General features: G+C 70.6%; 16 protein-coding genes and 1 pseudogene. 8 read left to right on the plus strand and 9 right to left on the minus strand.

Going from position 1 to position 21,559, the window contains the following annotated elements; genetic code table 11:
- Positions 1-144: 144 nt before the first annotated feature.
- From OG194_RS40185 to OG194_RS40200, 4 genes are all read right to left on the minus strand, one after another.
- Entirely contained in the window at positions 145-1,785 is a 1,641-nt protein-coding gene (locus OG194_RS40185) for an APC family permease (protein WP_327405638.1), read from the minus strand.
- A 146-nt stretch (positions 1,786-1,931) separates the two neighbouring features.
- On the minus strand, positions 1,932-2,351 hold the full coding sequence (locus tag OG194_RS40190) for a CoA-binding protein (RefSeq protein ID WP_327405639.1): 420 nt from the start codon (positions 2,349-2,351) through the stop codon (positions 1,932-1,934).
- A gap of 82 nt (positions 2,352-2,433) precedes the next feature.
- Positions 2,434-4,308 (minus strand): alpha-1,3-galactosidase-related protein, encoded by a 1,875-nt coding sequence (locus OG194_RS40195; protein WP_327405640.1) that lies wholly within the window; start codon positions 4,306-4,308, stop codon positions 2,434-2,436.
- Positions 4,309-4,493: 185 nt separating this feature from the next.
- Positions 4,494-5,489 (minus strand): LacI family DNA-binding transcriptional regulator, encoded by a 996-nt coding sequence (locus tag OG194_RS40200; RefSeq protein ID WP_327405641.1) that lies wholly within the window; start codon positions 5,487-5,489, stop codon positions 4,494-4,496.
- A 191-nt stretch (positions 5,490-5,680) separates the two neighbouring features.
- On the opposite strand from OG194_RS40200, the gene OG194_RS40205 reads away from it, so the two are divergent.
- Positions 5,681-7,639, plus strand: coding sequence for a hypothetical protein (locus OG194_RS40205; RefSeq protein WP_327405642.1), 1,959 nt, complete (start codon positions 5,681-5,683; stop codon positions 7,637-7,639).
- A gap of 13 nt (positions 7,640-7,652) precedes the next feature.
- Here the strand turns inward: OG194_RS40205 and OG194_RS40210 are convergent, their stop codons facing one another.
- Positions 7,653-9,701 carry a BTAD domain-containing putative transcriptional regulator gene (locus OG194_RS40210; protein WP_327407363.1) on the minus strand — a complete coding sequence of 683 codons (2,049 nt, stop codon included), beginning with the start codon at positions 9,699-9,701 and terminating at the stop codon, positions 7,653-7,655.
- An 85-nt stretch (positions 9,702-9,786) separates the two neighbouring features.
- Between OG194_RS40210 and OG194_RS40215 the strand changes: the two genes are divergently transcribed.
- On the plus strand, positions 9,787-10,668 hold the full coding sequence (locus tag OG194_RS40215; RefSeq protein WP_327405643.1) for an alpha/beta fold hydrolase: 882 nt from the start codon (positions 9,787-9,789) through the stop codon (positions 10,666-10,668).
- Between the two features lie 11 nt (positions 10,669-10,679).
- Here the strand turns inward: OG194_RS40215 and OG194_RS40220 are convergent, their stop codons facing one another.
- Positions 10,680-11,498, minus strand: coding sequence for a carboxypeptidase regulatory-like domain-containing protein (locus tag OG194_RS40220; RefSeq protein ID WP_327405644.1), 819 nt, complete (start codon positions 11,496-11,498; stop codon positions 10,680-10,682).
- Positions 11,499-11,675: 177 nt separating this feature from the next.
- Here OG194_RS40220 and OG194_RS40225 point away from each other — a divergent pair, with 177 nt between their 5' ends.
- Positions 11,676-12,440, plus strand: a complete 765-nt coding sequence (locus OG194_RS40225; protein ID WP_327405645.1) for a hypothetical protein — start codon at positions 11,676-11,678, stop codon at positions 12,438-12,440.
- On the plus strand, positions 12,437-12,979 hold the full coding sequence (locus tag OG194_RS40230) for a SixA phosphatase family protein (RefSeq protein WP_327405646.1): 543 nt from the start codon (positions 12,437-12,439) through the stop codon (positions 12,977-12,979). The genes OG194_RS40225 and OG194_RS40230 overlap by 4 nt, the downstream gene beginning before the upstream one ends.
- Before the next feature lie 4 nt (positions 12,980-12,983).
- Here OG194_RS40230 and OG194_RS40235 read toward each other — a convergent pair whose 3' ends face one another.
- On the minus strand, positions 12,984-13,832 hold the full coding sequence (locus OG194_RS40235; protein ID WP_327405647.1) for a helix-turn-helix transcriptional regulator: 849 nt from the start codon (positions 13,830-13,832) through the stop codon (positions 12,984-12,986).
- Positions 13,833-13,974: 142 nt separating this feature from the next.
- Between OG194_RS40235 and OG194_RS40240 the strand changes: the two genes are divergently transcribed.
- The gene (locus OG194_RS40240; RefSeq protein ID WP_327405648.1) at positions 13,975-14,991 is read left to right on the plus strand and encodes an aldo/keto reductase; all 1,017 of its coding nucleotides are present in this window, start codon (positions 13,975-13,977) and stop codon (positions 14,989-14,991) included.
- A 43-nt stretch (positions 14,992-15,034) separates the two neighbouring features.
- Here OG194_RS40240 and OG194_RS40245 read toward each other — a convergent pair whose 3' ends face one another.
- The gene (locus OG194_RS40245; protein WP_327405649.1) at positions 15,035-17,020 is read right to left on the minus strand and encodes an amino acid transporter; all 1,986 of its coding nucleotides are present in this window, start codon (positions 17,018-17,020) and stop codon (positions 15,035-15,037) included.
- A 126-nt stretch (positions 17,021-17,146) separates the two neighbouring features.
- Between OG194_RS40245 and OG194_RS40250 the strand changes: the two genes are divergently transcribed.
- Complete coding sequence (locus OG194_RS40250; RefSeq protein WP_327405650.1) at positions 17,147-17,773, plus strand: YigZ family protein; 627 nt, start codon at positions 17,147-17,149, stop codon at positions 17,771-17,773.
- 48 nt (positions 17,774-17,821) lie between these two features.
- On the opposite strand, the gene OG194_RS40255 is transcribed toward OG194_RS40250, so the two are convergent.
- A complete protein-coding gene (locus OG194_RS40255) occupies positions 17,822-19,750 on the minus strand; it encodes a protein kinase domain-containing protein (RefSeq protein ID WP_327405651.1) in 1,929 nt (642 codons plus the stop codon).
- A 330-nt stretch (positions 19,751-20,080) separates the two neighbouring features.
- Between OG194_RS40255 and OG194_RS40260 the strand changes: the two are divergent.
- Positions 20,081-20,276: pseudogene (locus OG194_RS40260) on the plus strand (SDR family oxidoreductase); the annotation flags it as partial.
- Between the two features lie 101 nt (positions 20,277-20,377).
- Positions 20,378-21,541, plus strand: a complete 1,164-nt coding sequence (locus OG194_RS40265) for an exonuclease SbcCD subunit D (protein WP_327405652.1) — start codon at positions 20,378-20,380, stop codon at positions 21,539-21,541.
- The last annotated feature ends 18 nt before the right edge of the window (positions 21,542-21,559 follow it).

Consider the following 21,559-nt stretch of genomic DNA (forward strand, 5'->3'; position numbering starts at 1 on the left):
GCGTCTTGGTGGAGAATTTACTGATCTTTAGTGTTGATATTCCGTGACGGCCCATGAGGTCAATTGGCGGGCCGTTTCCTGTGGAACGTTGATGTGGGGCCTGGCCGTGGAATCCACACGGCCAGGCTCTACATCGAGGGGAGGTCAGTGCGTGGGTACGTCCACGACCACGACCTCGTCAATGCTGCGTTGGATCTCCTCCGGGTGGGAGGCGACGGCGCGGGCCCAGTAGTAGATGCCGAGGGAGAACGCAGCGATGAGCAGGATGTCCCACCACAGCGGGATGTGGCCCTGGCCGCCGAAACCGCCCTGCCAGGAGATCACGCCCATGCCGATCAGGTAGACCGGAAGCCACTGGGCGGCCTTGAAGTCCAGCCGGGGCGCGTTGGGCAACTCCATGTACTTGGCGTACAGGGCGTAGCCGCCGAGCAGGACGTAGCCGAGGATGATCGCCACACCGAGCCGCCAGAGGATGCCCCAAGTCGCCCAGTAGATGATGAGGTTGGCGACCACGAAGGAGAGCGGGGAGATCACCTTGCCGCCGGGGAGACGGTAGGGGCGGTCGTGGTCCGGCAGCTTCTCGGTGAAGACGCCGTACGCCAGCGGTGCGCCCGCGTACATCAGGACGCTGGCCGAGGTGATGAAGCCGACCAGCTGCTGCCAGCTAGGGAAGGGCAGGAAGCAGATGACACCGGTCGCGAAGGAGAGGATCAGGCCGAACCACGGCACGCCCCGGGCGTCCGTCTTCTCGAACGCCTTCGGCGCGTAGCCGTTGCGGGAGAGGCCGTAGGAGACGCGGGAGGTGGCGGTGGTGTAGATCAAGCCGGTGCCCGCGGGGGAGATCACGGCGTCGAGATAGAGCACGACACTCAGCCAGCCCAGGCCGACCAGAGTGGCCAGGCCCGCCCAGGGGCCGTCGAAGCCGGTGAAGTGGAGCTTGGCCCAGCCGTGCGAGAACGTGCTGTGCGGCAGCGCGGCGATGAATACGACCTGGAGCAGGACGTAGATCGTCGCGCCGATCGCGACCGAGCCGAGGGTCGCGCGGGGCAGGTCGCGCCTGGGGTTGCGGCTCTCGCCCGCGAGCTGGATCGCCTGCTCGAAGCCGAGGAGGGCGAAGATGATGCCGCTGGTGCTGATCGCGCTCAACACGCCCTTGGCGCCGAAGGGGGCGAAACTCTCCGAAGTGAAGTTGCCCGGATGGAAGTTGCCCACCGCGACGATGAAGATCGTGGCCAGCGGGACGGCGATCTTCCACCAGGTGGCCGCGCTGTTCGTATGCGCGAGGACCTTCACCCCCAGGAAGTTGACCGCGACGAACACAGCCATCAGGACGATCGCGACGATGAGGCCGCTGGTCGTCAGCGTGCTGTCCTTCGCGTGCAGATAGCCCTTTGCGAACTCCCAGTGCCCGGCGTAGCCGATCATTGCCTCGACCTCGATCGGGGCCACGGTCGCCGCCTGCAGCCAGGCGAACCAGCCGAACGACATGCCTGCCAGGCCGCCGAAGGCGTAGTGGGGATAGCGTGCCGTGCCGCCCGCCACCGGGAACATGCCGCCGAGTTCGGCGTGCACGAGTGCCAGCAGCACGATCGCGACCGCACCGATCACCCAGGAGATGATCGCCGCGGGGCCCGCCACCATGACGGCGTTCTTGGCGCCGTACAACCACCCGGAGCCGATGATCGAGCCCACCGACGCCCACATCAGCCCGATCAGGCCGACGTCCCGCCGCAAGCCGCTCGGATCCCTGGTGGCCTCCGGGACGAGTTTGTCAACACTCACCATGTCAAGGGGCCTCTCGAAGTCAGCACGCATGCTTAACGGGCAAGAGGCCTCAGGCTAGGAATGAATGAATATTTACAGAAGTCTGTTGCCTGAAATTTGACTTCGCTGCGGGTCCTTCTTTTCTCCACTCACAGATTTTGGACAGCTCAGTGGGCGCTGCGCCCCAAGCCCGGGATCTCGATCGCCGGGCACCGGTCCATCACCATTTCCAGGCCCGCTGCCCGGGTCCGCTCGTAGGCGGCCTCGTCGATCACGCCGAGCTGGAACCAGACGGCCTTCGCGCCCTTGGTGACCGCCTCGTCGGCGACCGCGCCCGCGAGGTCGCTGTTGACGAACACGTCCACGACGTCCACCTCGAAGGGGATGTCGGCGAGGGAGGCGTAGCCCTTCTCGCCGTGCACCGTCTCCGCCTTGGGATGGACGGGTACGACACGCTTGCCGAAGCGCTGGAGGACCTGTGCGACGCCGTAGGCCGCCCGGGACCGGTTCGAGGACAGGCCCACGACGGCCCAGGTGTCACCGGACTCGGTGAGGATCTTGCGGATCGTTGATGGGTCGCCGTACATGCTCGGCCTCCTCGGAATCGTGCGCGCCCGCTGCTGCCTGCGACAACAGCGGGCGGAGCACCCTGATTCCTCAGTCCATTCCTCAGTCCGCGACGACGGACGTGTTGAGACCCTTGTCGTAGTGGTTGTGGGCGATCTTGATGCCCGAGCTGCCGTGGAACACGAACAGCGGGGAGGTGTACGGCGGTTGGTCCGCCGGGACCAGGCGGCGGACCGTGTTGTCGGTGAAGGTGAAGCCGCCGACGCTCTTGGCGTTGACGACCGTCACGTCGCTGATGTCGAAGGAGTTGTGCTCGACCTTGATGTTGTGGTGCACCGGGTGCGCCGGGTCGACGACCTGGTTGGTCGGCTCGACGAAGATCACCGGGCCGGTGGGGCGGGTGAAGGAGTTGTCGCGGATCGTGAGGTCGGCGACCGGGCCCGACTCGTACCACTGATAGGCGTCGGCGGAGACGTAGATGCTGGCCATGGACATCGCGTCGAAGCTGTTGCCGGCGATCAGGACCGGCTTGCGGGTGGTGACCAGGATGCCGCGCGTCGGCACGTTACGGAACGTGTTGCCGGTGATGACGACCGACGGGGTGGCCGTGATGTTCTCGACGACCGTGCCGCCGATCTCGACCCCGGCGGGGACCGGCCGGTCGAAGGTGACGTTCATCGTGGTGAGGGACTTGGTGTGGTCCATGCCGCTCGGGCCGTCCACCGCCGTGACCTTCGCGTGCGGGTCTGCCACCGGGGTCATCGTGCGCTGCGTCGTGAACTCGACCTCGTCACCCGGGGCGAACTGCGGGAACCCGGCGGTCTGCGGGTGCTCGTAGGCGAGGGTGAGGGTGTTCGGGCCGGGCTGTCCGACGACCTCCAGGTAGGTGCCGTGGATGTTGATCGGGTCGTCGTGCGGGCCGTCGAAGAGGCTCCGGGTGATGGAGACCTTGCCCTTGACGCCGGACATCTGGACGAAGTCCGCGAACGAGGCCGTCGACCGGCCGGACTTCGGATCGGGGGCGAAGTTCACCTTGTCGATGGAGATGTTCTCGCTGAACTGGCCGACCACACCGAAGGATTGGAGGTAGTAGGCGTTCATCGAGCGCATCGTGACGTTCTTGGACTGCCAGATGAAGGCGCCCGGTTCGGTCCGCTCGATCAGGCGCATCTGGTAGACGAGCCCGGCGTCCGTCGGCTGCGTCGCGGTGCTGTAGTCGATCCGGATCCGGCGGTCGCCGAGATCGGTGACCTTGGAGACGTCGTTGAAGAGCGGGTTGTCGCCGCGCCAGGTCCGTTGCGCCTCGGGGTCGTGGATCTGGGTGTACTGGAGTCCGTCCGTGCCCGACCAGTACGGCTGTCCGGTGGCCGGGCTCTTCTCGCCGAGCCAGGTGATGTGCGTGCCGTTCACCTGGTACGGGCTGCCGGCCGGGATCTTCAGGACGCGGTAGGCGTGGGCGTCGGTGCCGGCGGTGACACCGGCGGTGGCCACGGTCGCGTCGATGACCTCGGGGGCCGCGTAGTCGAACGAGAAGTTCTGGAACGTCACATTGGTCGAGCGGATCGACGCGAACGCCGTCTGCAACCCGTGGTAGACGAGCTTCGCCCCGCCGCCGTCGACGGTGACGTCGTGCATGTCCTCGATGAGGAGCCCGATCTTCTTGTCCCGGTAACGCTGGTCCGCGCCAACGGTGTTGGAGACGTACAGCTCACGCGTCTCGGCCCGCTCGGGGTAGAGCTGGTAGGTCCCCTTCGAGAACTCGATCCTGACCGCCCGCCCGTGATCGACGCTCTTGGCGTGCCGCAGCGCCGCGACGACGGCGGGCGTGGAGTCCGTCCGGCCGGTGGGGTCGGCCCCGAACGCGTTCACGTCGACCACCGCCACCGGCGTCGTTCTCTGCGCCGCGGCGACAGGACCGCCGCCGCCCACGAGCAGCGCGAGCGCCACCCCGACAAACACGAACCGAGACCGAGACATAGCCCCTCCGGAGCATTCATGATGCACGGCCATGAGCCGCGAAACACCCGATGAATATGCGGAGTTGCCGCCGATTTCCCGGTCGGATCCCCGACTGGAGTGTCCTTAGATCCGACCTCTAGGTCAATGGTCCGGACGAGCCGGGGGGACTCGGTTCACGCCCGCCGCCTCACGCCTCCGCAGCCTCACGCCTTCGGCGCCCCCGTGCTCGCGCGGATCACCAGCTCCGGGTCGAAGAGGAGTTCACCGACGGGGACGTCACGGTTGCCGACCAGGGCGAGGACGCTGCGGCCCGCCTCCGAGGCCAGCCGGTCGGCCGGCTGGCGGACCGTGGTGAGCGGCGGGTCGACGAAGTCCATGATCATGGAGCCGTCGTAGCCGACCACCGACACATCACCCGGCACGTCGTACCCCTGCCGGCGCGCCCCGCGGATAGCGCCCAGCGCCATGTAGTCGCTGGCCGCGACGATCGCCGTGGCACCCCGCCCGAGCAGCGAGATCGCGGCGGACTGACCGCCCTCGACGGTGTACGACTGCCGGACCACCCACTGCTCCGCGTCCTCGACACCGCGCCTGGCGAGCGAGGTGACGAAGCCGCTGACGCGCCGGTCGGCGGGGCGGTTGCCGAGCGGGCCCGACGCCATGCCGATACGGCGGTGGCCGAGCCGGTACAGATGGTCCACGGCGAGTTCGGCGGCGAGCAGGTCGTCCGTGGAGAAGACCGGCGCCTCGCTCACGCCCTCGAACCGGCCGTTGATCCCGACGAACGGGATCCTGCGGGACCGCAGCAGTTCGTACGCCGAAGGGTCCGCGCCCTCAAGGGTGTTGCTGGCCGAGAGGAACACGACGGCGGCCACGCCCCGGTCGGCGAGCGAGGTCACGAAGTCCAACTCCTGCACTCCGCCCGGGAAGCACGGGCACAGGACCGTCTTCAGACCGTGCGGGGCGAGCACCGACTCGATGCGCTCGGCGACATCCGCGAAGAACGGATTGGAGACCAACTCGGTGACCACCGCGACCAGTTGACCCCGGGTCTGCCGCTCGTACCCCAGGTCGGCCATCGCCTGCTCGACCGCCTCGCGGGTCTTGCGGGACACGCCCTGGCGCCGGTTGATGACCCGGCTGACCGTGGCCTCGCTCACCTGCGCCCGGTCCGCGACCTCGGTGATACCGACCTTCATCCGCTTCCCTCCACCCCGACTTGCAACGGATGGACGAAAACTTTCAGTCCAACCTCCCACGCAACATAGCAGCGAGACTGCATGTCTTCCATGTTTCTTGCGCATGACCATTGAATCGCCACTTCCGCCCCTGCTAGCTTTCCGGCCACCACGCGGCCCCATCCCGCAGTGACCGAAGACCGGGAGACCCGATGAAGCCCTCAAGGCTCATGCTGCTCACCGCTGTTGCCCTGCTCGCCCCGATGGCTCCCGCTCTGTCGGCCACCGCGTCCGCCGCACCCCGCCCGCAACTCACCATCCCGGACCCCGGGTTCGAGAACGGCGGCACGGGTTGGACCTTCACCTCGGGGGCCGGTGTCGGCACCGGCAACAGGCACGGCGGCGAACGCTTCCTCTACCTCGATGCCGGAGCCGGCAAGAGCGCCCAGCTCACCATCGTCGCGCCCAGGAACGGGAGTTACGACTTCTCCGCGTGGATCGGCAGCGCCGGTACCGGCGGCACGTACACGATCCGGCGCAACGGCGAGACTGTCCAGACGATCACCCTGCCGCAGCACCCCGGGTACGCCCGGTACACCATCAGCGACGTCGCGTTGAGGACCGGCGACCGGCTCCAGATCGAATTCGGCTCCGGCAGTTCCTGGGTCAACGCCGACGACCTGATGATCTCACCCGCCGCGCCCGCCGACCCGAGGGTCACCTCGTCCGACCCCGAGGTCGTCGCGATGTTCGACTGGGCGCAGAAGAAGGCCAACAGCTGGGTCCAACTCCCCGGCACCGTGGGCCCGGTCAACGTCGACGAGTACCAGACCGGCGGCACCGGCAGCGCGACGTACGAGCCCACCTACTGGGCCGGGTACGCCAACCGCAGCGCCTACTACTCCCGCGACATGACCCACCAGCTCGCCGGCGCCCACCTCATCGGGCTCGACGCCGAGAACGAGACGATGCTCCGCTCGTACGCGGCGTCGGCCACCGCCGAGCACAAGTACTTCCCGGTGTGGTCCCTCAACTTCGACGCCAAGACGTACCTCAGCATCGATTACAAGAGCCCGGACAATTTCGTCCGCGAGGTCCCGGCGACCTTCGAACTCGTCGAGAAGGCGGCCCAGGCCTACCTCTGGACCGGCGACCGCAGATACGTCGACGACCCGGTGCTGTGGGACTTCTACCGGCACGCCACCGAGCAGTTCATCGACCTGCACAACTCCGCCAAGGACAACGGCAAGGTGAAGGTCGCCGAGGGTACGGGCCAGGGCATCTTCCAGGGCGCCGCCAGCTACAACGAACAGGACGGCGACGGTCTCGCCGAGGCCGGGGACGGCATCGCCTCCGAGTACCAGGCGTACCTGGCGATGGCGATCCTCGCGCGTGGCAAGGGCGACACCGCGCTGGCCAAGACGTACGACAAGCGCGCCGCCGACCTGAAGACGTACTTCAACGACGACTGGAGCGGCACCGGCAGCGGCGCCGACATGGTCCGCGCGTACACCACCTCCGGCACCCCGGTCACCGGCTGGGGCAAGGAGAACAGCGTCTTCATGCCGATGAAGCAGATCATCGACCCCGGCCCGCGCAACGACGCCTACCTCGACTACATCCAGGCACAGGAACTGGGCCCGGACGGCTCGCCCAACATCGAGTCCACGACCTACCTGCCCGACATGTTCTTCAAGAACAACCGCCCGGACACCGCCTGGCAGTGGATGCAGAAGATCTACGGCGAGCGGGAGACCCAGCACATCAACTCCAGCCAGGGCCCCAACGGCGACTACCCCGAGGTGTCGTTCACCCTGGTCAGTCAGACCGTTCAGGGCCTGATGGGCATCACGCCGGACGCGCCGGGCCACAAGGTGACCACCCAGTCGCAGCTGCCGACCGGCATGAAGTGGCTCCAGGCGGCGGACGTCCCCATCGGCTCGGGTACGGTCACCGTCCGCCACGACGGCGCGACCAAGACCACCCTGACGAACAACTCCCGCAAGGGCTCCTACAGTTGGGAGGCCCGCTTCCCCGGCGTCCACAAGAAGATCAAGGTCAACGGCGTCCAGCAGCACGTGCGCACCAAGGTGGTCAACGGCGTGACCTACACGTACGCGACGCCGACGGTACGGGCCGGGGCGACGGCGGTGGTGCAGGTGACCGGCTGACGCGAACACCGGCTCACCGAGGGCTCCGCAGCGCGACGGCGAGGTCGTCGAGGTGCTGCGCGACCGGCCCCAGGGTGAGCAGGCCGCTGCCCGCCCCGGCCAACTCGGCTACGGCGGGCATCAGTTCGGCGTGAGCGCGCTCCATCGTGCCCCGGTCGCCCACGGCGAGTGCCGCGCGGCCGGCCAGGCACCACAGGGCCTCGAAGAGGAGGTCGCGGGGCGGGTCCGGGAGCGAACTCAGCGCCGCCCGGGCTTCGTTGGGGAGGTCACGGGCCAGTAGTACCAGTGGGCGCGCCCATGGTTCGTACGGTCCCCAGTCGATGTGTTCGTCGGCCTGGGCGGGCTGTCCGTTCCGCATGCGCAGGCTCAGCAGGGCCAGCGGCAGCAGCCCGCGTTCCAGCCCGGGCATACCGGCTCCGTCCAGCCGAAGTGCCGCGTCCTGGTAGGCGGTTGTTGCTTGGGCGGGCCGGGGGTTGCCGGTCGCGGATAGCCGTAGAACTCGGTACCACTGGGTGAACACGCCCACCAGCGGCAGTTCATGACGCTCCGCCAGCCGGTCCGCTGCCGTCGCGTGTTCGTCGGCTCCGGTGAAGTCCGCGAGGGCGCTGCGGGACTGGATTCGGATGAGATGGCCGAGCACCTCGTAGGTGACCATGCCGTGCCGGGCCGACAGGGCGACCAACTCGGTGCCGATCGTGTCCCGTTGAGGGGCCAGGCCCGCACGGTGGAAGGTCTGCATGAACGTGCCGTTGAGGGCGAAGGCGAGCAGCGCGGGGTCGTTCAACCGGCGGGCGATGTCCTCCGCCTGGCAGGCGGCCTGTGGCCCGCGTGCGGAGCGGGTGCCGCGAGACTCCAGCGCGATCGTGGCCAACAGGCGGGCCCGCGCGGCGAGATGGGCGTCCGGCGGGAGCGCGGCCAGGGTGCGCTCGGCGGCGGCCATCGTGTCCGCCGCCTGCTGTGGGTCGTCGACCCGGGTCCAGATCGCGGGGACGTCGTAGGCACCGATCACGCGGGCCGTGAGTTCCGGGTCGCCCAGTTCCTGGGCGGCCGTGATGGCGGCGAGGCGGTGCCGACGGGCCGCTTCCAGGCCGCCGCCTCCGGTCACCGCGAGGTTGCGGAGCAGGCCGACTGTCGATTCCAGGCGGGCACGGGCGCCGGATGCGACGGTTCGGTCGTAGGCGGCGGTTGCTTCGGCCCATACGCGACCGGCTGGACCGCCCGGATCTGACACGAGGTCGAGGTGCGAGACGTGGGTGGGTGACGGCGGATGGTCGTGGTGCGGGCCGGGGTCCAGGTGCGCCGCATGGTCCAGGATGTCCGCCTCCAGGCGGCGCAGGGTCGGGCCCGGGTCCGCTCCGAGTTGGTCTACGAGGAGGGTGCGCGCCCGGCGTAGTACCGCGAGCGCGTCGCCCTGGCGGCCGGTGCGGTAGAGGGCCAGGGACAGCAGGCGCCAGGCGTCCTCGCGCCAGGGGTGTTCGGCGAGGTGGGCGTCCAGGTCGGGGATCGCCTCCGCGGCCTGGCCCAGGGCGAGTCGGGTCTCGGCGCGGCGTTCGACGGCGTGCAGGCGGAGTTCGGTGAGGCGGGAGCGTTCCGCGCGGGCCCAGGTCTCGTCGGCGAAGTCGGCGTAGGCCGGGCCTCGCCACCAACTCAGCGCCTCCTCAAGGCGGTTGAGCGCGTGCGGGGCAGGCAGGTTCGCGGCGGCCGTCACCGTCCGTTCGAAGCGCCAGGCGTCCACGGCCTCCGGCTCGGCGCGCAGGGCGTATCCCGGGCCCTCGGTGACCAGCAGCCGGGCCGGAGTTCGCGGTGGGCGCTCCGGTTCCAGGGCCCGGCGCAGTGCGGCGACGAAGGTGCGGATCGCACCCACCGCGTCGGCGGGTGGTTCCACCTGGCCCGCTTGGTCCGCCCACAGGTCCTCGACCAGACGGCCCACCGGTACGACCCGACGCCGGGCGACCAGCAGTCGGGCCAGCACGGCCCGGTGTCGGGGGCCCTTCAGGGCGATCGTGTCCCCGGTGCCGTCCCAGGCCGCGACCGGCCCCAGCACCCCGAACGCGACCTCCATCGCCGACCACCCTTTCCGAGGCATCGCCCCAGGTCACCGTAGCGCGCTCATTCGTTGCTCATCGGCGCGCGGCAGGCTCGGCGGCATGTCAACGACCATCCCCGGCTTCACCTACCACCGCGTCCCCGTCGCGGACGGCGTCTCCCTGAACGCCGCCGTCTCCGGCTCGGGCAGCCCGATCGTGCTGCTGCACGGCTTCCCGCAGACCCACCTCATGTGGCGCCATGTCGCCGCCGACCTCGCGGCCGACCACACCGTGATCTGTCCCGACCTGCGCGGCTACGGCGCGAGCGACAAGCCCGCCGAGACCGACGGCTCCGGTTACGCCAAGCGCACCATGGCCGCGGACGTCGTCGCGCTGGCCCGCGCCCTGGGCCACGACCGGTTCGCGCTCGCCGGGCACGACCGGGGCGCCCTGGTCGCCTTCCGCGCCGGACTCGACCACCCCGGCACGATCACCCACCTCGCCTGTCTCGACGTACTCCCCACACTGGACATGTGGGACGTGATGCACGGAGTCACCGCCGCCGTCGGTTTCCACCTCTACCTGATGGCCCAACCCCCGGGCCTGCCCGAGCAGTTGATCGCCGCCGCGCCCGACGCGTTCTTCGGCCACTTCCTCGACCTCTGGACGAACGACCCGTCCGCGATCCCGGCCGACATCCGCACCGCCTACCTCGACGCCTGCCGCGCCGCGGTCCCCTCGATCGTGGCCGACTACCGTGCCTCCGCCGGTATCGACGTCACCCACGACCGGGCCGACCGCGACGCCGACACCCGGCTGCGGATGCCGGTCGCCGTCCTCCAACAGGACTGGGGCCCCGCTCTCGGCTTCGACGCGGCGGCGCTGTGGAGCGCCTGGGCACCGGACCTGCGGCACGCGACCGTGACCTGCGGCCACTTCATGGCGGAGGAGGACCCGGCCGTCGTGGCGAAGACGCTGAGGGAGCTTGTCGCCGCGCGCTGAACCGGTGCGCCTCAGGCGGTCCTCGTGGTCACGGTGAAGTCGACGTCCTCGCCGACCGCCGAGACCCCGTTGAAGGCGGCGCTCGCGTGCAGTCGGTTGGCGCCCGCCGGGAGCGGGGTGTCCGGCGGGCACGACCAGGTGCTGTCGATGCGGGCGACACCCGCGCACACCCTGCGCTCGGCGGCGTCCACGACACTCACCCGCGCCCCCGGATAGGAGGTCCCGGCGAGCCGTGCCGCGCCGGACACGAACGTGCCGCCGGCCGGTTCGGTCAGCGTCGGCACGGGCATGCCCACGGTCACGGTGCACCTGCCGGACGCGCGCCGGGTTCCGCCCGCGTCGGTCAGCTCGACCGTGCACCCGGGCAGCCGCGTCCCCGGCACCGCCCGCGCGTCCACGGCGAGCGCGAACGGATAGCCGCCGTCCTTCCACGAACCGGGCCCCGAGTCACGGACGTAGGTGTACGTGCCGGCCGCACCGTCGGCGGTCACCGAGCCCTGGAACCGTGCCGTGTCGGCGAGGGGCGTACCGGTGACCCGGGCCCCGGCGGGCGCGGTCAGCCGCAGCGAGGACCCGGCGGGCAGGTCGGCACCGTCGTACCCGCCGATCTCCACCAGCCCGGACCGTCCCGGCACGATGGTCACCCCGCCGCCAAGACCCCGTCCGTAGACCTCCCAGGAGTCGGTGCGGAGCGGTGCGGCGGTGGCGGTGGCGGGCGGGAGCACCGCTGTGCCGGCGAGGAGCGCGGCGGCCAGCAGGAGCAGCGGCCGCCACCGTCGAACGGGCGTCGGCGACGGGCGTCCGTGGGGGAACGTACGGCGGTCGGTCATCGGAACTCTCCGGGATCGTCTCGGCCGGGGTGCTGGTCGGTGCTCCCACCCCACACGCCCCACCGGCCTCGGCGAAAGGCGGGATGGGCGAACGGGTGAACGCCGACGAGGTCAGGCACCTCGGTGTACCGGACAGACCGGGGTGAATCCCGCCACCTCGGCCGGAGCGGAGCGAACATGCATGCGTACGGCCCTCCGCCCGCCTACGCTCAGGCCGTGCTGCGCATCACCGACGCCCGAACCGGCGAGTCCGTCGAAGCCGCCCCCGCCCGCCGTGGCCTGACCAGGGTCGAGGCGCACGCGTCGGGCCTGGCTCCCACGACCCTACGAGTGCTCCTCATGTCGGACCTCCTCGTACGCGCCCTGGAACTAGGCGGCACCCCCGTCTGGTCGCTCCTCACCGGCGAACACGAGCAGGCCGAACTCCGCTCCGCGGCAAGGGACTTGGGCATACGGCCCTTCGAGGACGGCGGAGACCTCGGCTCCGGACTCGGCGAGGCCCAGATCCTCCACGTGGCGACCGAGGGCGCAGAGACGACCGGGGGAGTCCTGGTGGCCGTAGCACCCGTCGATTCCCCTACGGCCGCCGTGCCCGACCTCTCCGACCCGGCCGCGCTCCGTCTCGCCCTGTTCGCGCACCCCCGTGACCTGCCGGTACGGCTCGACGCGGAGGTTCTGGAGGAGGCGCGGCGGACGCTCGCGCACTGGCGTGCTTCGGTCGCCGACTGGGCGCGGCGGCCCTCGCGGCCGGTGCCCGACGAGGTGCGCGCCGAGCTGCGGACCGCCTGGGAGGACGACCTGAACGTGCCCGAGGTGCTGCGGGTGCTGCGCCGGGTGGAGACCTGGCCCGAGCTGCTCGACGGCGCCCGCTTCGAGACCTACGCCTACGCGGACCGGCTCCTCGGGCTCGAACTCACCCGTGACATCGGGTCGTTGGCGTGAGCACCCGTGTCGGATCCCGCCCGTTGCGCCGCCTGGTCGTGCTGCGGCACGCCAAGTCCGCCTGGCCGGAGGGCGTTCCCGACCACCAGCGCTCCCTCGCCCCGCGCGGGCGACGCGACGCCCCGGCCGCCGGTGTCGCCCTCGCCGAGACCGACTCCCTGCCGGACCTCGCCCTGTGCTCCACGGCCGTACGGGCGCGCCAGACCTGGGAGTTGGCGTCCGCCGAGTGGGGCACCCCGCCGCCGGTGCGGTACGAGCCCGGGTTGTACGCGGCCGACGTACCGGCACTTCTCGACGCCGTCCACCAAGTGCCGCCCGAGGTCGAGACGTTGCTCCTGATCGGCCACAACCCCGGCCTGGAGGAACTGATCCTGGAACTCGCCGGCGACAGCCTCGACGACGCGCTCGACGAGGTCCGCGTGAAGTTCCCGACCTCGGCGATCGCGGTCCTGGCCTGGCACGGCGCCACCTGGCAGGAACTCGCCCCGGGCACAGCCCTGTTGACGAGCCTGACCGTGCCGAGAGGCAGGAAGAAGTGAGACCTCAGGGCCGCGGGGTGCGGGACCAGCTCGCCAGCAGCTGAAGGCGTTCCGCGGAGGGGGACCCCGGCTCGGCGGTGGAGACGCCCAGGGTCTGCTCGGGGTCGTCGGCGGGGGTGAAGGCCTCGTAGCCCAGGACGAGGTCGCCGACCACGGGATGGCGGAAGTGCTTGGTGCCGTGGGTGCGCTGGAACACGTCGTGGTCCGCCCACCAGTGGCGGAAGTCCGCGTCCTGGACGGAGAGTTCACCGACCAGCTCGGACAGGGCGGGGTCGTGCGGGCTGCGACCCGCGTACAGGCGGAGCGAGGCGACGATGCCGCGCGCGGCGCCTTCCCAGTCGGCGTACAGGCTCCGGAAGTGGTCGTCGAGGAAGACCAGACGGGCCATGTTGCGGCTCCGGGCGGGCAATGCCTCGAAGTCCGTGTACAGGGCGCGGGCGAGCTGGTTGGCGGCCAGGACGTCCATGCGGCGGCCGTAGACGAGGGCGGGGACGTCGGTGAGGCTGTCGAGCAGCAGGCGCAGACCGGGGCGGACGCGCTGCGGGGGCAGCGGTCGAGGACGCGTGTGGGTCGGTCTGGCGACGCGGAACAGGTGGGCGCGCTCCACGTCGTCGAGGCGCAGGGCGCGGGCGATCGCGTCGAGGACGGACGCGGAGACGTTGAGGTGGCGTCCGCGCTCCAGGCGGACGTAGTAGTCGACGCTGACACCGGCCAGCTGGGCGACCTCCTCGCGCCGCAGGCCCGGGACGCGGCGGGTGCCGGGCAGGGGTGCCAGGCCGGCCTCCTCGGGGGTGATCTTCGCGCGGCGCGAGCGGAGAAAGTCGCGCAGCTCGCTGTTCGGTTCCTGGGCCATGCCACCACCGTAGACCGGGTGACCTGGGGAGCAGCCCCACCAAAGGGGGTCTGTCGGACCCCCGGTCGGAGTGGGTCTCCCACCCAGGCCGTGCGTGGTGGTCGTCTGGAAGAGCACAAGCACGCACCTGGAGGTACCTCTGATGAAGCACAGGATTCTTGGCGGCACCGGCATGTCGGTGAGCGCATACGCACTCGGCACGATGATGTTCGGCGCGATGGGCAACACCGACCACGACGAGTCGGTCCGCATGATCCACACGGCGCTGGACGCCGGGATCAACCTCGTCGACACCGCCGACGTGTACTCCGGCGGCGAGTCGGAGGAGATCGTGGGCAAGGCACTCAAGGGCCGCCGCGACGATGTCGTCCTGGCCACCAAGTTCGGGCTGGCGATGGGCGAGGACCCCAACCGCGGCGGGGGATCGGCCCGTTGGATCCGCCGCGCGCTGGAGGACAGCCTGCGCCGCCTGGACACCGACCACATCGACCTCTACCAGATGCACCGCCCGGACCCGCACACCGACATCGACGAGACCCTCGGCGCCCTGTCGGACCTGGTCAGGGCCGGGAAGGTGCGTGCCGTCGGCGGCTCGTTCTTCTCCCCCGAGGAGACCGTGGAGGCCCAGTGGACGGCCGAGCGCCGCGGCCACCACCGGTTCCGCACCGAGCAGTCGCCGTACTCGATCCTCACCCGCGGTGTGGAGAGCCGGGTGCTGCCCACCGCCCAGCGCTACGGCATGGGCGTGCTGACCTTCGGCCCGCTCAACTCCGGCTGGCTCTCGGGCCGTTCGGATCCCACCGCAGGGCACCGCAGCGCCGGCGCGGGGGCGAAGATGTTCGACCTGAGCCTGCCGGGCGTGCGCGCGAAGGCCGACGCCGTGCGCGAACTGACCGCGCTGGCCGCCGAGTCGGGACTGCCGCTGCCTCATCTGGCCACCGCTTTCGTCCGTGCGCACCCGGCGGTCACCGCGGTGCTCATCGGACCGCGCCGCCCCGAGCAGCTGACCGACCTCCTCGCCGCGGCCGACGTGGAACTCGGTGACGACGTCCTCGACCGCATCGACGAGATCGTTCCGCCCGGCGTCGACGTGAACCCCGGCGACTTCTACATCGACCCCACCCCGCCGATCACCGACAAGCGGCTGCGCCGCCGCTAGCGCGCTGCTGCCGACGGTCAACACCCTTGCCGCGAGCGGCCGTTCAGCCGACGTGCACGCGAGGCCGCCGCTCCGGATCGGGTTCCGCGCGGCGCAGTACCTCGCGGGTCACCGGCGCGACCTCGCCGTCGCCGAAGACCAGGAAGCGGATCAGGTGGCTGACCGGGTTGCCCTCGGTCCAGGTGAAGTAGGCGTGCGGGACCTTGCCGGTGCGGTCGCGGAGGGAGAGGAGGACGGCGGCGATCGCGTTGGGCACCGTCGGGCCCTCGACGCGGAGTCGCCGTACGCCGTACTTCTCGTCGCCGTGCACGGAGATGTCCGCCGAGAAGTCCGAGGAGTCGCGGAGGAACACCTCCAGGAACAACACCGGCCCGCCGTCCGGGATATGGGTCTCCTCGCGCTGGCTGTACTCCTTCGCGCGGTACTCCCGCCTGCTGTGCTCCTGCGGCTCGTTCGCGATCAGCCGGAGCGGGCCGCCGCGCGCCGCCTCGTCGACGAAACGGGCCGCCGCGCTGTCGAACGTGATCTCGGCGGCGCGGAGTTCGAAGGCGCGGTGCACCCGCGAACCGAACGACGTCATCAGGATCAGCAGGATGAAGATGCCCGCGATCTTGATGCCGTCGGGCCGCTCGATGACGTTCGTGACGAGTGTGTACGCGAACACGGCGGTGATCACCCCGAACCCGAGCGTGGCCTTCCGATGGCCCCGCTTGTGCACGGTGACCGTGGACGCGAAGGCCGCGGAGAGCATCAGCACCAGCACACCCGTCGCGTACGCGCCGCTCTGCGCGTCGACGCTCGCGTGAAACCACAGGGTGATGACGATGGCCGTCACCATGAAGACCAGCACCAGCGGGCGCACCGCCCCCGTCCACTCCGGCGCCATGCCGTAGCGCGGCAGATAGCGCGGTACGAGGTTCAGCAGGCCGGCGAGCGCGGAGGCGCCCGCGAACCACAGGATCGCGATCGTCGAGACGTCGTAGAACGTGCCGAAGACCTGGCCCAGGTGCTCGTGCGCGAGATAGGCGAGCGCGCGGCCGTTCGCGGGGCCGCCCGTCTTGAACGCGCTCTGCGGGATCAGGATGGTCGTCGCCAGGCTGGACAGCAGCAGGAAGCCGGACATGATCACGGCGGCCGTGGTGAGCAGCTTGCGGGTCTCCCGGATGCGGCCCGTCGGCTTCGCCCAGGTGTCCGTCGGATCGCCCTTGACCTGCGGCATCACCGCCACACCCGTCTCGAAGCCGGACATGCCGAGCGCCAGTTTCGGGAACACCAGCAGCGCCACGCCGACCATCGCGAGCGGTGAGGAGTGCGCGGCCGTCATCGCGTCCGTCCAGTCGCCGATCTTCACCGGATGGCCCAGCACCTCCCAGGCGGACACCGCGAGAACGACCACGTTGAGCGTGAGATACACGCCCACCAGCACCACCGCGATCCCGATGGCCTCCCGGAACCCCTTGAGGAAGACCGCGCCCAGCGCCCCGACGAGCACCAGCGTGATCCAGGTGTTCCCGCCGTGCATCCAGCCCGGCGCGAACGGGTTCTCCACGACGTGCGCCGCCGCGTCCGCCGCCGACAGGGTGACCGTGATCATGAAGTCCGTCGCCGCGAAGCCCAGCAGCACCAGGACGAAGATCTTCCCCGACCACCACGGCAGCAGCCGTTCCAGCATGGCGATCGACCCCTCGCCGTGCGGGCTCTCGTGCGCGACCCGCCGGTAGACCGGCAGCGCCCCGAGCAGCGTCAGCCCGATCAGGACGACGGTCGCCAGCGGGGAGAGCAGTCCGGCCGCGAGGGCGGCGATGCCCGGCTGGTAGCCGAGGGTGGAGAAGTAGTCGACGCCGGTCAGACACATGACCCGCCACCAGCGGTGACCCTCGTGCTCCGGGTTCGGGGTGGCGTGCGGGCCCGGATGCCGGGCGCTCTGCTCGCTCAGACCGTCCAGGAGCCAGGCCCGGCAGCGCTCCGCGGCGGATCCGGAACCGCCGGACGCCGTGGTCTCCGTAGGGTCCGCCTGCGCGCCGGTCATGCGTGTGAACTCCCTGCGATCGGACGACCGTGCCCGGGGCCCGGGCGACGAGGAGCGAGTATCCACCACATCGTCGCCCGCACCCGGACCGGGGGCGACCCCCGACCCTGCGCATAGGCTGGCCGGATGCAGGACGAGTACCGCACAGTGGCCCGCCCGGGCGTGCACGAGACCGAGGTCAACCGCTCCCGCTTCCTGTGCGCCCTCGCCCCGGCGGCCACCGAACAGGAGGCCCAGGCCTTCGTCGCCCGCCTCCGCAAGGACCACACGGACGCCTCCCACAACTGCTTCGCCTACGTCATCGGCGCCGACGCCGCGATCCAGAAGGCGAGCGACGACGGCGAACCCGGCGGCACGGCAGGCGTCCCCATGCTCCAGATGCTGCTGCGCCGCGACATGCGGTACGTCGTCGCCGTCGTCACCCGCTACTACGGCGGCGTCAAACTCGGCGCGGGCGGCCTCATCCGCGCCTACGGCGGCTCGGTCGGCGAGGCCCTCGACACCCTCGGCACGATCACCCGCCGCCGCTTCCGCCTCGCCACGGTGACCGTCGACCACCAGCGCGCGGGCAAGGTCCAGAACGACCTGCGCGCCACCGGCCGCGAGGTACGGGACGTCCGCTACGGCGAGGAGGTCACCATCGAGATCGGGCTGCCGGACGCCGACGTGGACGCGTTCCGGGGGTGGCTCGCCGATGTGACGGCGGGGACGGCGGGGCTGGAGCTGGGTGGCGAGGCGTACGGGGACGCGTGAGTCCCGGGACGTCTTGGTGGTTGATTCTCGGGATTTCTTGACGGTCCCTCAAGAGGACCAGTTCCAGACCTGGTTGGAGCTGCCCGCGCAGCCGAAGGTCTGGACGGCCTGACCGTCCTTCCCCGACGCGGAGGCATCCGCGTCCAGACAGAAACCGTCCGGTGCGCTGACCAGGGTCCCGGCGCCGCCCAGTTGCCACCGCTGCGCGCTCAGCCCGTCGCAGCTCCTGACCCGGATCTTCGAGAAGTTCTGGCCGACCGTGCTCGCGTCGGCGTCCAGGCAGGCGTGGTTGCCCTGATTGACCACCAGGTACTGGGAGTTGTGCCCGGGCACCCGGAAGAGCGCCCACTTCTGCGGTGCCGTGCCGTTGCACGCCCACACCTGTACCGCGGTGACGTGGGCGTCGAGGCACCGGGCGACATCGACCGTGTGGACGCTCTCGGTCACCGTCACCGAACCGGTCCGGACCGGCCCGCGCTCCGTGCCGTACAGCAGCTTCGCGGTCCCCGCGTCGACCGTGCCGTCGGCGGTGGTCCCGGCCTCGGTCTGGAAGACCTTCAACGCGTCGACCGTGGCCTTCCCGAACTCGCCGTCGACCGTGACGTGCAACCCGTAGCCGGCGAGGAGGAGTTGGAGTGCCTTGACGCAGTCGCCGTGGGAGCCCGAGGTGAGTTCGTCGACGCAGGAGGAGAGCCGGATGTCGAGGTTCGCGGGATCGCGGGTGACCGGCGCACTCGTAGGGCCCTTCGACGCCCCACCCTTCGTCGCCGACGCGGAGGCGGCCGTACTCGGTGAACTGTCCGTGCCCGGGGGCGAGTTCTCCGGAACGGCGAGCGCCGGGGGCGTCCCCGGTCCGGGGCCGGCCGACGTCCCGTTGTCGTCGTGGTGCAGCAGGAGCAGCGTCGCGGCGATGCTGCCGGCGACGAGGAGCGCGGCCGCGGCGGCGACGGCCGCGATCAACTTCCCGCGCTTTTTCGGGGTGTTCGCGTGTTTCCGGGGCGCGGTGGGCGGGGCGGGTGAGGCCGCGTGCGTCGCGGCGGACCGTTCGAGCCCGTCAAGTCCATTGATCCCCTGGGCCCCTTCGACCCGTTCGGCGGGGGAGGGGCCGCGCCGGGGCGGGACCCGTGGCGGGGGGCCGGCCGGCGTGGACAGCTGATGCCCGATGGCTGTTCTGAACACCGCTTCGGGTAACGGCCGCAGCTCGGGGTCCTTGTCCAGGCAGGTGCGGATGAACGCGGCCAACTCCGCGTCGACGCCCGCGACTTTGTCGAGGACGTCCTCCCGGGGCGGGTCGAACGCCACCCGGTGCAGCACGTCGACGCCCGTGCCCTCGCCGAACGGGGCCTCCCCGGCGACGGCGTAGGTGAGCGTGGAGGCCAGCGAGAAGACGTCGGAGGCGGCGGTCACCTCCTGGCCGCGCACCTGCTCCGGGGACATGTAGGCGGGGGTGCCGACGTTCTGGCCGGTGGCGGTGATCGAGGTGCCGTCGCCGGCCTGGACGACACCGAAGTCGATGACGCGGGCGCCGTCGGCACCCAGGATGACGTTGGACGGCTTGAGGTCGCGGTGCACGATCCCCTCGCGCCAGATCGCCTCGATCGCCCGCCCCACGTCGGCCAGCAGGCGCCAGGCCGCCACCACGTCGACCGGCCCCCGCGCGTCGACCAGCTCCGCGAGGGTGGGCCCGGGTATGTACTCGGTGGCGACCCACACCAGATCCTCGTCACAGCCGCTGCCCAACAGCCGTACGATATGCGCCCCTTGGATCCGGCCCAGCGCGCCGACCTCGCGCTCGAAGCGCTTGCGGAACAGCGGGTCCTCCGCGTACTCGGGCCGGATCACCTTCACGGCGGCGGGGCCCGTGGCGCCGGTGGTGTCGCGGCCCAGATAGACCCGGCCCATCCCGCCGCTCCCGAGCACCGACATCAACCGGTACGGACCCGCCTGGCGCGGGTCGCTCTTCCGCAGCGGCACCACGGGAGGCGGCTCCATCCCCGCCGCCGCATAGGCCATCGTTTCGGACCGACCGCGGAACTCGACTGGCATGGGAACCCTGTGTCTCTCGCGTGGTGCGTGTGACGTGAGATTAGCGCAGCACCTGTGCTGTACAAGGGAGTTGGGGTTTTCCACAGCCGCTGCTCAGCCACGTGACATCGCTCTCCCAGCAGACGAGGAGGACCGAAAGTCATGGCCGACGAACGGGTCGTCATCGTCACCGGTGAAGGCGCCGCCCCGAGTCGCCGCACAGCGTCGCGGAGGAGACCTCCAGCGCGCCGCCCTCCCGTACCTCCTGGAGACTCGCGGCGCGAGGCGACCCGGCTGATCCCCGCGGCACGCCCCGGGTGATCCCGTCGAGGTCGCGGAGGCGATCACCTGGCTGCTCTCACCGGCCGCGTCCTTCGTCAACGGTGCGCTCCTCACGGTGGACGGCGGGGCCACGACACTGGACCCGGGAACGGTCGGATTCGACTTCGGCCTTCAGCGCCGTGACGGCGGTCACTGATCCGCGTATGGGGCATATTTCCTGCCATAAGGTCCCGAATGCGTGGGAACTCCGAGGTCAATGGTGGTTCAGGGGCCGGCAGGCGCTAGCGTGGTGGACCGATGAGACTGCTGCACACTTCCGACTGGCACCTGGGCCGGGCGTTCCACCGCGTGAACATGCTCGGGGCCCAGGCCGACTTCGTGAGTCACCTCGTCACCACCGTGCGCGAGCGCGATGTGGACGCGGTGCTCGTGTCGGGGGATGTGTACGACCGGGCGGTGCCGCCGCTGGCCGCGGTCGAGCTGTTCGACAACACCCTGCACCGGCTCGCCGACCTGGGCGTGCCCACGGTGATGATCTCCGGGAACCATGACTCCGCCCGCCGTCTCGGCGTCGGCGCCGGCCTGATCGACCGCGCCGGCATCTACCTGCGCACCGAGCCGTCGGCCTGCGGAACGCCCGTGGTGATCCCGGACGCGTTCGGCGACGTGGCCTTCTACGGGCTGCCGTACCTCGAACCCGCCCTGGTGAAGGCCGAGTTCGGGGTCGAGAAGGCCGGGCACGAGGCAGTGCTCGCCGCCGCCATGGACCGCGTCCGCGCCGACCTCGCGGGCCGGCCGCCCGGCACCCGTTCCGTGGTCCTCGCGCACGCCTTCGTCACCGGCGGCGAGGTCAGCGACAGCGAACGGGACATCACCGTCGGCGGAGTCGCCGCCGTACCGGCCGGTGTCTTCGACGGCGTCGACTACGCGGCACTCGGGCATCTGCACGGCTCCCAGACGATCACCGGACGCGTGCGGTACTCGGGCTCCCCGCTGCCGTACTCCTTCTCCGAGGCCGACCACCGCAAGAGCATGTGGCTCGTCGACCTGGACGCCGACGGTACCGTCACCGCCGAGCGGCTCGACTGCCCGGTACCGCGCGAACTGGCCCGGATCCGGGGCGCGTTGGAGGACCTCCTCCACCACCCCGACCTCACCCGGCACGAGGAGGCGTGGGTCGAGGCGACGCTCACCGACGCGGTGCGCCCGGACGACCCCATGGCCCGGCTCACCGAGCGCTTCCCATACACGCTCAGCCTCGTCTTCGACCCCGAGCGGGGCCCCGACGACCCCGACGTGTCGTACGCCCGGCGCCTCGCGGGGCGCAACGACCGTGAGATCGCCGACGACTTCGTGGCCCACGTACGCGGCGCCGGTCCCGACGAGCACGAACAGACCGTTCTCCAGGAGGCGTTCGACGCGGTGCGCGCGGACTCGGTCGTACGGGAGGTGGCGCCGTGAGCGCTCGGCACGCGGGAA

It is taken from the genome of Streptomyces sp. NBC_01288 (genome assembly GCF_035982055.1).
GTDB lineage: Bacteria > Actinomycetota > Actinomycetes > Streptomycetales > Streptomycetaceae > Streptomyces.